General features: G+C 58.9%; 13 protein-coding genes and 1 pseudogene. 9 read left to right on the forward strand and 5 right to left on the reverse strand.

From position 1 onward, the window contains the following. Positions 1–43: 43 nt before the first annotated feature. The 5 genes from HDG39_RS19870 (at position 44) to HDG39_RS19890 (ending at position 6,590) form a co-directional block, all read left to right on the forward strand. Positions 44–319, forward strand: a complete 276-nt coding sequence (locus HDG39_RS19870) for a hypothetical protein (protein ID WP_184007893.1) — start codon at positions 44–46, stop codon at positions 317–319. 711 nt (positions 320–1,030) lie between these two features. Continuing rightward, a complete protein-coding gene (locus HDG39_RS19875) occupies positions 1,031–1,696 on the forward strand; it encodes a cupin domain-containing protein (protein ID WP_260328089.1) in 666 nt (221 codons plus the stop codon). Positions 1,697–1,699: 3 nt separating this feature from the next. After that, positions 1,700–3,112, forward strand: a complete 1,413-nt coding sequence (locus HDG39_RS19880) for a UDP-N-acetylmuramoyl-tripeptide--D-alanyl-D-alanine ligase (RefSeq protein WP_184007895.1) — start codon at positions 1,700–1,702, stop codon at positions 3,110–3,112. Positions 3,113–3,235: 123 nt separating this feature from the next. Next, a complete protein-coding gene (locus HDG39_RS19885) occupies positions 3,236–5,002 on the forward strand; it encodes an AGE family epimerase/isomerase (protein ID WP_184007897.1) in 1,767 nt (588 codons plus the stop codon). Between the two features lie 517 nt (positions 5,003–5,519). Next, positions 5,520–6,590: an alpha/beta hydrolase family protein gene (locus HDG39_RS19890; RefSeq protein WP_184007899.1), complete on the forward strand. Its 1,071-nt coding sequence runs from the start codon at positions 5,520–5,522 to the stop codon at positions 6,588–6,590. A 498-nt stretch (positions 6,591–7,088) separates the two neighbouring features. On the opposite strand, the gene HDG39_RS19895 is transcribed toward HDG39_RS19890, so the two are convergent. Next, on the reverse strand, positions 7,089–8,117 hold the full coding sequence (locus HDG39_RS19895; RefSeq protein WP_184007901.1) for a hypothetical protein: 1,029 nt from the start codon (positions 8,115–8,117) through the stop codon (positions 7,089–7,091). Between the two features lie 659 nt (positions 8,118–8,776). Here HDG39_RS19895 and HDG39_RS19900 point away from each other — a divergent pair. Together HDG39_RS19900 and HDG39_RS19905 are read left to right on the forward strand one after the other, a co-directional pair. Next, positions 8,777–9,448 carry a response regulator gene (locus HDG39_RS19900; RefSeq protein ID WP_184007903.1) on the forward strand — a complete coding sequence of 224 codons (672 nt, stop codon included), beginning with the start codon at positions 8,777–8,779 and terminating at the stop codon, positions 9,446–9,448. Continuing rightward, complete coding sequence (locus HDG39_RS19905) at positions 9,445–10,851, forward strand: sensor histidine kinase (protein ID WP_184007904.1); 1,407 nt, start codon at positions 9,445–9,447, stop codon at positions 10,849–10,851. Before HDG39_RS19900 ends, HDG39_RS19905 begins: the two co-directional genes overlap by 4 nt. Before the next feature lie 265 nt (positions 10,852–11,116). Here the strand turns inward: HDG39_RS19905 and HDG39_RS19910 are convergent, their stop codons facing one another. Further along, on the reverse strand, positions 11,117–11,461 hold the full coding sequence (locus HDG39_RS19910; protein WP_184007906.1) for a hypothetical protein: 345 nt from the start codon (positions 11,459–11,461) through the stop codon (positions 11,117–11,119). A 153-nt stretch (positions 11,462–11,614) separates the two neighbouring features. Between HDG39_RS19910 and HDG39_RS19915 the strand changes: the two genes are divergently transcribed. Next, a complete protein-coding gene (locus tag HDG39_RS19915; RefSeq protein WP_184007908.1) occupies positions 11,615–11,971 on the forward strand; it encodes a helix-turn-helix domain-containing protein in 357 nt (118 codons plus the stop codon). A 164-nt stretch (positions 11,972–12,135) separates the two neighbouring features. Here HDG39_RS19915 and HDG39_RS19920 read toward each other — a convergent pair. The 3 genes and pseudogenes from HDG39_RS19920 to HDG39_RS19930 all read right to left on the reverse strand — a co-directional run. Continuing rightward, a pseudogene (locus HDG39_RS19920) lies at positions 12,136–12,396 on the reverse strand (MFS transporter); the annotation flags it as partial. A 140-nt stretch (positions 12,397–12,536) separates the two neighbouring features. Next, positions 12,537–13,295, reverse strand: coding sequence for an SDR family oxidoreductase (locus HDG39_RS19925; protein ID WP_184007910.1), 759 nt, complete (start codon positions 13,293–13,295; stop codon positions 12,537–12,539). A gap of 91 nt (positions 13,296–13,386) precedes the next feature. Next, on the reverse strand, positions 13,387–14,826 hold the full coding sequence (locus tag HDG39_RS19930) for an aldehyde dehydrogenase family protein (RefSeq protein WP_184007912.1): 1,440 nt from the start codon (positions 14,824–14,826) through the stop codon (positions 13,387–13,389). Positions 14,827–15,125: 299 nt separating this feature from the next. Here HDG39_RS19930 and ppa point away from each other — a divergent pair, with 299 nt between their 5' ends. Next, complete coding sequence (gene ppa, locus HDG39_RS19935; protein WP_184007914.1) at positions 15,126–15,653, forward strand: inorganic diphosphatase; 528 nt, start codon at positions 15,126–15,128, stop codon at positions 15,651–15,653. The last annotated feature ends 199 nt before the right edge of the window (positions 15,654–15,852 follow it).

A 15,852-nucleotide genomic window follows, 5' to 3' on the forward strand; every position in this document is an offset into this window, starting at 1 on the left:
AGGAACGCGGCCTGAGCAAATTGCATTTCGGATCTTTGCGCTGATGTCGTTCCTGTTGGCCTATCTGGACTGGCGACCGATCTCCTGCGCCTGTGTCATCGCGGTGCACCACTCCACGTTCAATTCTCTCCCGCTTGCTGGAATGAACGTCTACTGCTTCACCGAGCTCGCATGGTCGATCGTGCTATTAAATGCGGCTTACGCAGTCGTCCAGGTCACGTTGCTGATCTCGATCTCGATGCATATGAATGCCGATGCGCAATCGGGACTGAACTCGTCGTCCCTGGCGAGAGCTTTCGCGGTATACGGGGAAATTTGATCTGCGCCTTCCGCCCATGAAGATCGAGGGGACGTCAATCTCGGCGTCCTGAAGTGCGCAGGCTTCGTTTATAAGTTTGTATACCTAACGTTATTTGTCGAATGATAAATTCAATACCACAAAGCGAGTCCGGCCTTGTCAATGGGACGGGTACGAGTTCCTAAATATGTGGCTTTAGTGCCGAATCACGGTGGCAATGCATCCCGTATTGGTGGAGTATTGGCCGCGCGGCCATAGCGCGCTTTCAGATTTCAGATGCGACACCAGTTCAAACATCGCAACGAGGTCGAGCGCTTGCTCGGCGCGTCAAATGGTTCCTGCGCATATTTTCACGATTTGTCAAACTGGATGCGACGTTCATCGCCCTCATCAATTTAGCGCTCGTCGTTAATGGGCTTAACTTGTGTGAACACGCCTTGGGATCTGGCGCGGCTCCTAGGGGTCTCTGAAAGAGTTTGAAAACCACCCAGCGCGACAGCTTCATCCAACGCGTACCCAGGAGAGCCTCTGGATGAGGCGGGGCCACGGTCGGCCAGCCCAGCACGCGAAAGCGCCATGCGTCTGCTGTATCTGGCGACGCGGTTTATGGATCGTCGGCGGTGCGGCGTGGATCAGCCGAGGTAAGTCGCCACAACGCTACGTCTGGCCGCGTGCGCCAATTCGAGGCCCCGATCACGCCGCCTATTACAACCTATTGAAGGAGGAAAATCGATGAAGCAGTCAAGAGATGTCATGTTCGCGCGTCTGAAAAACTTCAAGACAGATCCCGAGGCGCTGCGTACGCATTTCGTCGAGCAGATCCAGAAGATGCCTTCGACGCCTTACCGGGACAACAGGGTCGACTACGTGGGTTGGGCCGTGACCAGTCGAGATGGAACAATGGGTGACGGTATTCAGCGCATTTCGTCTGGAGGACCCGGCGTGCGAGGTGTGATTCCCACTGCCGCGTGCGGAGGCTGCCTGACTCAGGTCATTGAAACCTTGCGTCGTGGGGGACTTGCGCCCTATCGGGCTCGCATCATGCAATTGGAGAGCGAAGGCGACGAGATGCCTTTACACAAAGACTCAGACAAGGAAACTTGGCGCCTGCATATTCCCATCATCACAAACCCCAACTGCTTCTTCGAGTGGCAGCGAGCCGACGGCAGCATCGAGAGCGTTCACCTGCCCGCAGACGGATCGGCCTGGCTGGTGCGCGTGGACGTGAACCATCGTGCCGTCAATCGCAGCAACGAAGCGTCGCAACGAGTTCATCTGCTGATGGGTCTGGGTGCCAATCCGAGTTTCGACATGCTCGCCGAACCCCTGGTGCCGGTCATGCGCGAAAGCGAGCGTGCCGTGGACCTGAGTCTCTTCACCCGTTCAATGGATGGTTGAGCGGTGAGCGTAGACATCCAAAACAGCTGGAATGCAGATGAGTTCGCACGGGTCACGCAAGGGCGCTGGAGAATAGCCCCGTCTTCTGTTGGATGGCGATGCGACGGCATCTGTGCGGAACCCGGCCTGTTCCGCAACACACAGATGTTGCTCGCGCCGGCCGGTCCTGTCGGCCTTCGGCCCCGTGCATTTGAGCGGTTGGCGCCAAAGGCTGCAGGCATCATTGCACAAGCCGGAGAAGTCCAGGCCCATTGGGGCGGTCCGCTGTTAGAAGTGAAAGATCTGGGCGAAGCGGTAACAGCACTGGCGCTCGATAGTCGCAGCCGCTTTAGAGGGCAGGTTATCGCCGTGACTGGCAGCGTGGGCAAGACATCCACAGTCGCTATGGCGGCCCACGCGATGAGCGGTGTGGGCCCGAGTGATCGCAGTCAAACGACCGCGAACTCGCCCTATGGAATCGGGTGGAATCTCGCCTCGATGAACCTCCATGCCAGCTTCTGGGTTCAGGAGGCGGCAGTTGCACGCATGGAAAAATGCAGTGCGATGATTCAGCCGCATGTGGCCATCGTCACGGCCATCGCACCCGCTCACGTGGCTCGCTTTCGCAGCACGGCCGAAATCGCAAAGCAGAAGGCGCTTATCTACACCGGCATGGCCCCGGGCGGCATCGCGGTAATTAATGCCGACATGCCAGAGTTCCCGATCTTCGAGTCCAGCGCCCGGGCCGCGAAGCTGCGCGTTGTGCGGTTTGGCAGTACCAGGGATTGCGATGTGCGGTTGATCTGCATTGAGGGCTCAACGGTTAGCGTCGACATCTTCGGGGAGGTGCATACCTTCGAATTCGGCGCAGCCGGTCGGCATATGGCGATGAACGCGACCGCCGTGCTGGCGTCAACAGCTGCGATGGGTCTGCCCGTGTCGTTGGTGGCGGGGCAGCTCGCTAGTTTCAGGCCACTGCCCGGACGCGGTCGACGGGTGCGTACGGGTCATGCGAACGGGAGCATCGAGGTTTGGGACGAAGCGTACAACGCAAATCCTGCGTCGATGCGCGCCGCGCTGCAGGTCCTCGTGGACACCCCCCTCAGCGAAGTGCCCTGCGCTTCAAGGGTTCTGGTGCTGGGCGACATGCTGGAACTCGGCAAGGAGGCGCAGTCGATGCATCTGGACTTGGAGGGCGACCTGCGTGCGGCGCGCCCCGACCGTGTCCTGCTGTGCGGAAAGCTGATGCAAGCCCTGTCCGAGCGGCTGCATGGGGAGATCAAAGGGCAGTGGTTCGAGGACGTGGACGCGCTGCTTAGAGCATTGGATACATGGATCAAGGACGGCGACGTGGTGCTGGTCAAGAGTTCCAACGGCGTCGGCCTCACGCAGGTCGTCAGTCGTCTGTTGCGGTCGACTCCGGGGGCAGCGGCGTGAGGGCGCCTGCGAGCTTGATCGAACCCTGCTCCTTGCGCGACTGCCTCGGCCTGGACTGCGCCGCGGGCTGCTGCGCGATTCGCAGGGTACGCGTTACGTTTAGGTGGTAAGGAGGATACTGTTTTGAGACTGAGTCAATTGCTGGTCATAGCACGCCCGAGTGCTGCCGAGATGTGGGAAGAATGCCGTGCGACGTCGCCACACGACGAAAGCAAATCCGGCGTGCTTTTCATCTCAGCCTGCAATGGCAAGGATCGGGCGCATGTCGTTGTTGCGCGCAGCAGAGAGTTCGGCTCGGCATGGCAGCGCGGCGCCCAGCTGTTGAACGAATGGCAGCGCCGCAACGCAAAGTTGCCAGTGCTCTGGCTGCGCGTGGATGTGGTGCACACGGTGCACGAGATGGACTGGGAAACCGTGACGAAAGGCTTGGCGATCACCAAGCGCAACTATTTCCGCTTCGGGATTGCCTTCGACGAGGAATTTTCTGTAGCGATGCTTGAGCCGGAGATCGGTGCTAATGCCGTACTCTACGATGGGACCAAGAACGAAGCGACGCCGAATGAGCTCAATCTCAAGCGCTATGGTCAACGTCGATTCGGGCATGAACTGAAATGGCCTGCGCAGCCACGAGATCGTGTGTGGCTGTTCGAGACCCGGGCGGTCTTTACCGATGGCAAGGCACTGCATCGCGTGGAACACCAGGGTCGCAACCGTGGTCATCGCGTATTGCCGGCGTGGGACGCGACGTGTGTGCAGGAGGTGATTACCACCAGCTCAGCGTACCTGGCACGACAGGTCACGTCGTCGGGCAAGTACCACTACGGGTGGTTTCCATGCTTTGATCGCGCCATTCCGACGTACAACACCTTGCGGCATGCCAGTTCGACTTACGCTCTGCTCGAAGGATGGGAACTTACCCGCGCGCCAGAGCACAAGATGGCAATCGACAAGGCGCTGGCCTACCTGACCGAACACTTCATACATCACGTGACGCTGCCTTCAGGCGCGCAAGCGGCTTTCCTCGTGGATACAGGCGACGAAATCAAGCTCGGCGGCAACGCGGTGTGCCTGCTGGCGCTGTCAAAGTACACCGAGCTCACTGGTGACACCCGGTACCTGCCGCTGCTTGAGGAATTGGCGCTCGGCATCCTCCACATGCAAAACGAGTCGACGGGGCGCTTCGTGCATGTGCTTCACTATCCCGATTTGGGCGTCAAAGAAGAGAACCGGATCATCTACTACGATGGGGAGGCCGCTTTCGGCCTCATGCGACTGTACGGTTTGACGAAGGATCCGAGGTGGCTTCAGGCGGTGGAACGGGCCTTTGACTATTTCATCGAAGTCAAACACTGGAAGGCGCATGACCACTGGCTGGGCTATTGCGTCAACGAACTCACGCGCTATAAGCCCGAGGCGCGCTACTTCCGCTTCGGCCTCGACAATGTACGAGACCACCTCGACTTCGTGCTTGACCGAATCACCACCTTTCCCACCTTGCTGGAGTTGATGATGGCGGCTCAAAGAATGATTGCGCGCTTGCAATCCATGCCGGAGCTCTCGCACTTGCTGGAAGGTTTTGATCTTGACAAGTTCCATCGAGCCCTTGGGCAACGGGCGAGATACCTGATGACCGGCCACTTTTACCCCGAGCTGGCGATGTTTTTCAAAAACCCCGCCCGGGTGGTTGGCAGCTTCTTCATTAAGCACCACGGGTTCCGAGTGCGCATCGACGACGTGGAGCACTACTTGTCAGGCTTCGTGGCGTACTTGAACTATCTCAATGGCCAGCAGACTTTGGCGCCTGAGTCCGAGCTTGAGCCGATCCACGGCGGCGCCGAAGACATACAGGTAGCCACTGGAGGTGCATGGCTCACGCCCCAACCGGTCTGATGAAGCACACGCGGCCGTTGCTTCGATGCAGCTGAAATGTAGTCCGGCAACGTCGTGGTCGCTCTGATCAGAAAGGAAGGGGGCAATGTCCTGTTTTGATCATCGTCGGGATGCGCCCGCTCCTTGCAGCGCTAATCACCAGATTTGCCGAACACCGACCGCAACTCTGCGGTTTGCTGATGCCGCACGTTGCAGATGCGGCCACGTCCATGCTTGTGATGGGGGCGTACGCGCTCGCAAACGAGAGGTAGGATCGTGGCGCTGTCGGAAACGCTGGCAGCTACACGTTGAAGTGCGTTTAAGGCTGTGCTGCATAGCTTCGCGAAGTGCCACGTGCAGGGTGACGTGCCAGGATTTTCGTGAAGATGCTATCAAACCAGGTAGCTACCATCATCTCACTATCCGGCCAAGGAATTGATAGGGCTATCGTTTTGATCTCGCAATCAGAGGTCAGCAAAAAAGCCGATGCGCCAGGCGCGGAAGATCACGAGAGGGTGCCTACAGCACGAGAATATTTATGAATTCAATCAAGATCTACATGAATCGTCGGTGGCGCGTCGCGCGCTGGAGGTTTTCCAAATTTATCTTCGTTGCCTTTGAGATCCTTGGATTCTCAGAGGGTAGTGAAGGTAATGAAAAACTCCTCGGACCTTTTGAGAAACCACAACCCCAGGAATTGCGCATCCCCCAACAGAGCGAACCCTTTGATGTGGTGGAAGCGCTAAACGGCGCTTTCAGCTCCCCCGAGCACTGCGCCCGAGTGCCCAACGGATTGTGGATCGAAGTGGACGGTAGTGGCGAGTGCATCAGGTATTACACCCACGGATTTGCCGACGGCGAGAACGCCATCGCGCTGGTCTATTTTAGTGGCGACGTCATGCTGAGAACCTCACAAGGTGCCAGACACATTAGCCAAGCTTACATGGTTGCCTCGCCGCTGAAGATCGAAAGGGACTTGGCCGCGTGGTCAGCCGAGGCCCAGCGGCCCGCGATCTTTTTGGCTCGTCCAGGCATCTATGGCTCCTCGGGCGACCACAATCTCAGACGCAGGCCGCGCGAGATCGAGTTGATGGACCGTGCGCTGGACTTCCTGAAGGAAAGCTTCAAGATCTCCTCGTTCATTCTGGCTGGCCACTCCGGGGGCGGCCAGATCGCGGCCGCGTTGCTCAACAAGCGATCGGATATCGATGCAGCCGCGATCTCCTCCGGCCTCGTCTCAGTCAAACAGGTCGCTGCCTATTGGGAGTACCGTCGCGAGATCCCTGGCAAGCTTCTCGACGATGCCACGACCTACTACAACCCTGTAGACGAGATTGGTAATATCCGACGAGAGCCCAAGCCAGCTATTTACGTCATCTCGGATCCGGAGGATCGCAGTGTTCCGTTTTACAGTCAGCTGTACTACGTGCGTCGTTTGCGCTCTATCGGGCTCGACCCACGTCACATCTATGCCCATGCTCCGCCGCCGCAGCGTCACGTGCTGGCCGAACATGCCAAGCGCGCGGCATCGCTGCTGGCTCGGGGGCGGTCGGAGAAGGATGTGCGCCGGGCACTTCAGGAAATTGACTTGTTGCAGGTCAAGTCATAGTCGTTGACCACACGGTGCCGGCATTGATATTTGCCCAACGTCCGTTGGCCTTAGCGTGATTGTGCACCAGCGTGCCGGCCCCGGCACTTGATGAGTGCACCGATATCTGAAATTGCGCGGCTGTAGTTCAGCGTGCCGGTGTCGGTTGGGACGGTACCTCCCGGGACATTGAGCAGAGTGGGACACGGCATCGCGCGCACTATCACGCTGCATCAGACGCAGCAGGTTGGCATTGACCCCGTAGTCCAGCGCTAGGCGCGCAACTGATACTGCCTGGAGGCAGTGCCGCGTCGATCCGCGCGCGTTTCTTACCGTCATCAAATCGGCATCATCCGTCCCACGTTAGTCGGACGATTCCTAATCCTGAGTTGTGGTGTGTCATTGGTGTCCACCTGTTTAGGTGGACACCTTTCTGTCATATTGCCAACACCATCGACAGAGTGTTGCTTATTGAGCGCTTACGTTTGATAGCGACGCGGAAAGGAAACAATCCATAGATCACTCAATTGCTAGGAACGAATCGATCTCGTAATTTCTGACTCCAGTGCGACTAACTGTACGTTGTATCACTTTAAGTATCCGGACGTCGTGCGATTCGCTCGACTGATTTGCGCCCCACAGATATGGAGGCCATCCATTCAAGTTTGACACGATCGTGCTCTCTGCCTCGAGGGACTGGAAGACGGTACTCAAAAAACTGAAGCCTCGAACGAAGCCATCCCTAAATATCAAAGTGCCGTCTGTATAGGTAGCATATCGAAGATCATTCGGAAGATGCATGTCCTCATCGGACTCATCTATAAGGCTCGCTAGTCGACTCCAAAAATCATAAGGGAAGCTTTGCGTAAATACTTGCGATTGCATTTCCGCCATAGATGCTGGAAGCGGTCGTGCTGCACCTGGAGCTGGATTCAGTGATCCCACTCGGATTACTCGTTCCGCCCAATTGGCGGTAGGCTCAAGCAACCACGACCTCTTGAATTCCGTATATCCATACTGGTATAGATGAAAGAGTTCGTGGGCAACAACGCTCCATGACCCGGGAAACTTATCGAGCTTACTGGAAATATCGATTCTGATCGAACATGCACCGTCTCTTTGGGGTACTGCTGAATAGGTCGACGGTTCGCTGTAGGCCAACCCATTCCCGGAATTCAGTCCCAAATTTATGTCAATGTATGAAGCGGCTCGGTAACGAGCGCTCTCAAGAGGATCACGAAACCCAAGAAGATTGAACGCTTTTCTAGCCGCATCTGCCTGTCGTGCTACGTTTTCAACATAGTCAGGCACCCCGTTCGAATTGGCATCCGTTTGATCGACAATTTGACTCTCGCCACTGCGCGTATAGAACACTCTTATACCACTCCCCGCGAGCTCATATTTTTCTGTAAGCGTCGGGATAAATCCAGTCGATAACCGATTATCCGGGCATGGGTTGATTGATTGGGAATTGGCACTTCCGATGGAAAATAACCCAGAAAAAGACAGCACAAGGGTTGTTTTAAGAGCTTTTGTGGCAAATGACATTAATTAGTTCCTTATTTTGATTCGGATTTCGAGAACGTTAATGAAGAGGGCGAGGGACGTGCAAATTTCGCTGGATGGATGCTACTGAAATATTCCTCCGAAAGATCAATGAGTCTGGGTAGCAGCTTCTGATTCACATTAAGTTGGTTGAGATTAGAAGAATTCGTCATTTCATTACCACATGAAGGTGTCTCCGGACGGCTCCTTCATGTTCATATGCGCGCTCAGATATCCGGGCGTCAAATCGAAGAAATTCTTTCACCGGCTTTGGGATCTTTTCGGCCCATTGCCACAGTTGCATCCCGCTCCCCTACCATGAGAACCGAGTCTTCGGATCTGCGGTACGCGTCTATAGAAGCGTTGATTAAAGGGCCATCCCGGAAGCTTGTGATGGGTCTCCTTCATTTTCGAGCAGTGGATGACTGCGTGGTAGCTGCCCTCGCTAGCCGGCAGAAATCCAGGTCTATGCGAAACTGGCCGCGAAAGCGACGCCCGGGCGAAGGCACTTTAAGGTGTCGCGTGTCTTCCTCCGGAAAACATCGCGTTGATTTCGTCTTGACTCAGTGTAATTTCGGTCTGCTTTCTATGCGCTTTCAATTTTCTAAAAAAATGAGGGACAATAGCCGCGTTTGTCTCATAGACTTCTCTCGGTCGCTGCCATGCGTGTTCTGCTCGTCGAAGACAATCCGATTCTTGCCCGCTCATTGACCGACGCGCTCACGGGCGCGCGTTTCACTGTCGACTGCATGGAAGACGGCGAGGCGGCTGATCATGTGCTGCGCACGCAGGACTACGCGATTGTGATCCTCGATCTGCGATTGCCAAGGACAGAGGGTCTCGAAGTGCTGCGGCGATTGCGTGCGCGACGCAATCTTGTACCGGTGCTCATCCTCAGTGCTCTGGACTCGGTTGAGGATCGCGTGCGCGGGCTCAATCTCGGCGCCGACGATTACCTGGAGAAACCCTTCCAACTGATCGAACTCGAAGCGCGGGTGCGAGCGTTGATTCGTCGCGGCCACGGACACGAGCATGTGTGCGTGCGGTGCGGATCGCTAGTGTATGACAGCGTCGATCGCGGCTTCAGTCTCGACGGCGCGAGGCTTTCGCTCACACCGCGCGAACACGCCGTGCTCGAGGTGCTGGTCCTGCGCAACGGCCGCGCGATTAGCAAGGACAGGCTGTCGCAGAAAATTTTTGGAATCGACGAATCGGTGAATGCCGACGCGATTGAAGTCTATGTGCACCGCTTGCGCAAGAAGCTCGAACGCAGCGATGTAGCGATTGTTACGCTTCGCGGCCTCGGTTACCTGCTCGAAACGAAAGCGCGATGAAACCGCTGAGTTTGCGCATGCAACTGGCGCTGTGGCTACTGGCGCCGCTGCTGGTGCTCCTTACGCTAGATGCGTGGTTCACGCATCAACGCTGGACGGCCGCAGCGTATGCGGCTTTCGATCATGCGCTGGGGATTTCGTTGAAAGCGATCTGCGCAGGCGTCCGCTCGCGCGATGGCACAATCGAAGTCGATCTGCCCGATCTGTTAAGGGAGACGTTCGAGCAAAACAGTTTCGGCACGATCTACTATGTAGTTCGCGAGGACAACGGCCGCGCGGTGAAGGGGTATCCCGATCTGGAGTTGCCTGCCAGACAATCCGACAAGCCACAACAGATGAGCTTCTACGACACGACGTTCCACGGGGAGTCCTTGCGGATGGCGACGTTGCAGTTGCCGGTGCACGATGTGCACTCTAATCAGACGCGCGTCGTGCGGGTGATAGTCGGCGGAACGATCGAGGTGCAGCAGGCGTTCGCGCGCGCGGCTTTGTTGGACGCGCTGCTGCGAAAGGCGCTATTGGCGACGCTGGTACTCGCCGTGGTATGGCTTGGGGTGGGGCGCGGCTTGCGGCCGCTCAGTCGACTGTCAGCCAGGTTCGGTACCCACACCGATGACGACCCCGTACCGCTTGACGCAAGCGGTCTGCCAAGCGATGTAGCACCGCTCGTCGATTCGATCAATCAGTACATCGCGCATACACAGCGGATGGAATTGTCACGGCGACAGTTTTTTACCGATGCAGCTCATCAGTTGAAGACGCCGCTCGCAATCGTTCAGGCGGAGTCGGAGCTCGCGTTACGCAATGCCGAAAATGGCAACGGCGGCGTCCATCTGCGCCGGCTCAATCGGGCGGTGCGGCTCACTGCGCGGATTCTGCAGCAATTGCTGTCGCTGTCGCATTTCGATGCGGACAGCGGCAAGGCGGTCGAGGGTACCAGGGTACCGCTGCATCGGGTCGCACGCAGCGCGACCTCCGACTGGTTGGCTGTAGCACGATTGCGTGGCATCGATCTCGGCTTTGAGCAGGAGACGCGTGTAGAAGTGAAAGGACAGGCGCACCTGCTGATAGAACTCGTCAGCAATCTGATCGACAACGCAATCCGGTATGCGGGCGACGGGTCGGTGATCACCGTGCGGGTCGCGCAGTTTGACGATCGAGCGTTACTTGAAGTGACCGACAACGGCCCCGGCATCGCGTCTGACGAGCGCGAAGCTGTGTTCGAGCGGTTCTATCGAAGTAGTGCGACGCAGAGCGTCGCGGGAACCGGGCTTGGCCTGTCAATCGTGCGTGAGATTGCCCGTGTGCATGACGCGCAGATCACCCTGCACGATGCAACGGGAGGCGGGCTAGTGGTCCGCGTGGTTTTCCCTTTGTTGTCCAACTGTTTGCCAGCTTCGTGACTGACCAGGTAAGCGCGACACCATGTGTGGATACTTGAAGCCGCTGACCTTTAGATAAACGCAATCTGGTAGGTGACGTTGGCGGCCACCATGTCACGTCCTCCGCTTGAAACTCCGGTTCGTCCCCACGCACGAGCCGTCACAGCCCGGGCACCAGTGCCGGTTGACCAGCCCTTCGAGCTTCGCGTCAAGCGTTTGCATATGCTTACCTCTGGCGCTGAATGTCTCAGAGCTGCGGACGGAATAGTGCGGCCGATTGCTGTCCTTACCGTTTGATGACATCGAGGCGGCGAAAGCCGTAATGCTGTTCCAGATCGTTGAGCGTGGCGCAGCGACGCAGGTCATCGAACAGCAGCACAGCCTCGGGTAGATTCCACGCGCGTGCCAGCGCTGGCAGGTGCCGCCGCCAGCGCTTCTGTTTTCGGTCTATCACCTGCGCGAGCTCTTTTCGCGCACTCAGACGGTTCGGTCCATCTGGCAACTCGCCCGGGTACATCTGTTCGGCTACCTGGCCGTAAGACCATTTGTTCAGGTAGATCACATGCTCGATATTGAAACCCAGTCCATAGCCGCTCCTGTCCTCTGACAATGCCCGTTCCGGCGTGTCCATTGGAGCTCTCCATCAGACCGTGTTTTTTGACCGGTTCTACCGGACCACGGTCAAGATTAGAATGATAGTAAAACATCAGAAAATTGTTAGTGGATCAGACCCCTTCCTAACGGAATTTCCGGCAAAAATGACGCAATCGAAAGGCAGAAAAATATGAGCTACGGGGACGTGCTGAAGGAGATCATCACGAAGCGCCGTCGTGAACTTGGACTCACACAACGGGAGTTTGCGCGACGCGCAGACCTCGCGCACGTGACCATCTGCGCGCTGGAACGCGGTGACATGCGTGATCCCAAGATCAGCACCTTGAGAGCCATCGCCGGGGCGCTGGACATAGACGTGCTGCTACTGGTGATGGGGCGTGCGACAGCGCACGAACCAGCCTGGCCGCTTCGGACCAGCCGCAGCGCGATTGAATCGCTCGCTGAACCCTACCGGTCCCTGCTCGACGGGCTTGTCGCGACCTTCGTCCGCGACTGTCACCGGATAACGGATCAGGACCTGCGTTAATTCTATGCCACCGCTGCTTTATGCGAACCCTCCCACCCACGGGTTCGGCATGCGCTGCTTTATGCTTCTGGACAAAGGAGTGCGGTCAGCCTTCCGTCACCGGTCACGCTGGATGGATCGGGATCAGTTGGGGTCAGCTTGTCAAGCGTCGATATATATGCGTTGTTTTTCGTCACTTCGAAGATGAAATAGCCGAGGAAGAAAATCCCCGCGCCGAAGCCATACACGGCATCGCTCAAGCCAAGATCCATGCTCATCCCCAGCTTCGCGAAGCCGACGTTCACGCGGTCCAGATAGGCAACGATGTAGCAGAGCATCAATAGCGGCGCGAGCCGCCAGGTAACCTTGCGATAAGTCGCCTCTTCGAACGTCGAAGGCGGCGCGCCAGCGCCGGGATGGTGGAGCGGATTTGCAGGACTAGCCATGACTATGTCTCCTCTTTGTTATGGAATTGAAGTGCCGCCGCCGAACGATTCTATCCGCGCCAGGTCTTTTGCAGGACGAATCGATATTGGGGGAAAACACTGACTGCGCACGCTGTGCGTGCGCAGCGCTTCACCTACCGCTACACGCAGCGCCCCCCATCCACTTCGAGGCACACGCCGGTAATAAACTCCGCCTCATCCGAAGCCAGATACAGCGCCGCATTCGCAATATCCTGCGGCGTCGAAAACCGCCCGAGAGGAATCCCTGCCAGGAACTTTTGCCGGTTCTGCGGCGTATCCTCGACGCCCATGAACTCGGACAACAGCGCGGTCTCACCGATCACCGGATTCACGCAGTTCACGCGAATCCGCTCCGGCCCCAGCTCAACGGCGAGCGACTTGCTAGCGACGATCACCGCGCCCTTGCTGCCGTTGTACCAGACGAGACCGGGCCGCGGCCGCACGCCCGCCGTCGACGCGATATTGATGAAGCTGCCGCCGCCTTGCTCGCGAAAATACGGCACGAACTCCTGCACGCTCCAGTAGATGCTCTTCACGTTCACCGCATAGACGCGGTCGAACTCGGCCTCGGTCACTTCGAGTACCGGCTTGTTGCGATGCGTGGTGCCCGCGTTGTTGACGACGATCTGCACGCTGCCGAAGTCTTCCAGCGCGGCCTCGCGCAGCGTGCGCCAGTCGTCGCGTTGCGCGACGTTGCCGGGGACCGCGATCGCCTTGCCGCCCGCATTCGCGATCTCACTCGCGACGCGTTCGGCGGCCGGCCCGTTGAGGTCGTTGACCACGACGTTCGCGCCTTCGCGCGCAAAGGTCTTTGCGATGCCTTCGCCGAAACCCGAACCGCCACCCGTGACGATGGCCGTTTTACCTGTCAACCGCATGATGTCTCCGTTGTATGTGATGAATAGAGCGATGCGTTGTTGCGTGTAACGCGCTGCTCGCGCTGCTCGCGAGCGGGCCCTACGGTACCCGCTAGCCGTGCCGGATCGCGATCGTCTTCGGCACCGTAAAGCCATACAGCGCCTCGAAGCCTTTCTCGCGGCCATGTCCCGAATGCTTGACGCCGCCGAACGGCAATTCGACGCCGCCGCCCGCGCCATAGTTGTTGATGAACACCTGGCCCGAGCGCAACCGTCGGGCGAGGCGCATCTGGCGCGCGCCATCGCGTGTCCAGATGCCGGCGACGAGCCCGAACCGCGTGCCGTTCGCGAGCGCGAGCGCTTCGGCTTCGTCGCGGAACGACATCGCGGCGAGCACCGGACCGAACACTTCGTCGCACGCGATGCGGTGGCTCGCGGGCACGTCGCGCAGCAAGGTCGGGGCCTGATAGAAGCCGCTTTCAGGCGCTTCGGGAATCACCTCGCCGTGCGCGGCCATCGCGATGCCGTCGTGTTGCGCATCCGACAGAAAGTCCCACACACGTTGCTGCTGTTTCGCGCTGATCAGCGGTCCGCAGTCGAGGTCGGCATTCGACGGCCCGACGCGCAACGCCTGAAAGGCGCTGCTGAGTCTGTCGAGCAGCGGCTCGTAAATCGCCTGCTCGATCAGCACGCGGCTGCCCGCCGAGCAGGTTTGCCCGGCGTTTTGCACGATCGCGGAGATCAGCACCGGCAGCGCGGCGTCGAGATCGGCGTCGGCGAACACGATTTGCGGCGACTTGCCGCCGAGTTCGAGCGTGACGGGCACGTGGTTTTCGGCGGCCATCTGCGTGACGAGCTTGCCGGTTTCGGGCGAGCCCGTGAACGAGATGTGATCGATGCCCGGATGACGCGCGAGCGCGGCGCCCGCTTCGTGTCCATAGCCGGTCACGATGTTCAGCGCACCGGCCGGCAAGCCGGCCTCGGCGGCGAGCTCTGCGACCCGCAGCACGGAAAGGCACGCGTCCTCGGCCGGTTTGACGACGCACGCATTGCCGGTCGTGAGCGCCGCGCCGACGCTGCGCCCGAAGATCTGCATCGGGTAATTCCACGGCACGATGTGGCCGGTCACGCCGTGCGGCTCGCGGATCGTCAGCACCGTGTAGCCGGATTGGTAGGGCAGGGTTTCGCCGTGCAGCTTGTCGGCCGCGCCGGCGTAGAACTCGAAGTAGCGGGTCAGGGCGGCGGCGTCGGCGCGCGCCTGCTTGAGCGGTTTGCCGGTGTCGCGCGCTTCGAGCTGTGCAAGGTCTTCCTGGCGCGCTGCCACCAGCAGCGACAGCCGGTACAGCACGCGGCCGCGCTCGGCGGCGCTCAGCGCGCCCCATGCGCCGTCGAACGCTCCGCGTGCGGTGTGCACGGCGGTGTCGATATCGGCCTCGGTGCCGCGCGCGATGCGCGTGAACGGCTGGCCGTCCGAGGGATCGAGTACGGCGATCGATTCGCCGCCGGAAGCGGCGCACCACTCGCCGCCGATGAAGTGCCGTGCTTCTTCCATGCATGCTCCTTGATGACGTGCGGCCGGCGTGCGGCGGCGCGGGTTCGAAGGGGAGACACAAAACGGTAGAGACGCGAAGCGAGACTCGCCAGACGATTATCGCGCCGATCCGACCGCGGATGCCACCTGCCGATTGGCTATAATGGCGCATTCCGTACGGTCCGGTGCGCGGCCCCGTCGTTCGGGGCGAGAGGGTTTCATCAGGGCCCGACGTTCGCGGTTCGCACACAGTTCGCACCGCATCCGCAGCCCGCGCGCCGTTCGCCGCCTTCGATTTCCATCCCCTTCAGAGAGCGCTCATGAGCTTCAATCACGTTCCCGCAGGCAAAGACCTTCCGCACGATTTCAACGTCATCATCGAAATCCCGGCGCAAAGCGACCCGGTGAAGTACGAAGCCGACAAGGACCTGGGCCTGCTCGTCGTCGACCGTTTCATCGGCACCGGCATGCGCTATCCGGCCAACTACGGCTTCATTCCGCAGACGCTGTCGGGCGACGGCGATCCGGTCGACGTGCTGGTGATCACGCCGTTCCCGCTGCTGGCAGGCTCGGTCGTGCGTGCCCGCGCGCTCGGCATGCTGCAGATGACCGATGAGTCCGGTGTCGACGCGAAGCTGATCGCCGTGCCGCACGACAAGATCTGCCCGATGACGGCGAACCTGAAGTCGATCGACGACGTGCCGGCTTACCTGAAGGACCAGATCAAGCACTTCTTCGAGCAATACAAGGCGCTCGAGAAGGGCAAGTGGGTGAAGGTCGAAGGCTGGGCCGACGTCGATGCTGCCCACAAGGAAATCAGCGAAGGCGTCGCGAACTACAAGAAGTAAGCGCGCCGCGGTTCATCCGCTCGCTGCATCCAGTACGAAAACCGCGCGAGTCCGCAAGGACCGCGCGGTTTTTTCATGTGATTTGCGCGGCGTTCGTCTACCGTGCAAAGAGCGCCACGATTTTCGTCTCGCGCACGTGAGCTGAACGCATCGCTTCGATGAACGGAACGTATTTTTATATTTAGGTGTAAACCCTTAT

The sequence above is a fragment of the Paraburkholderia lebeckiae genome, from assembly GCF_014201005.1.
GTDB lineage: Bacteria > Pseudomonadota > Gammaproteobacteria > Burkholderiales > Burkholderiaceae > Paraburkholderia > Paraburkholderia tuberum.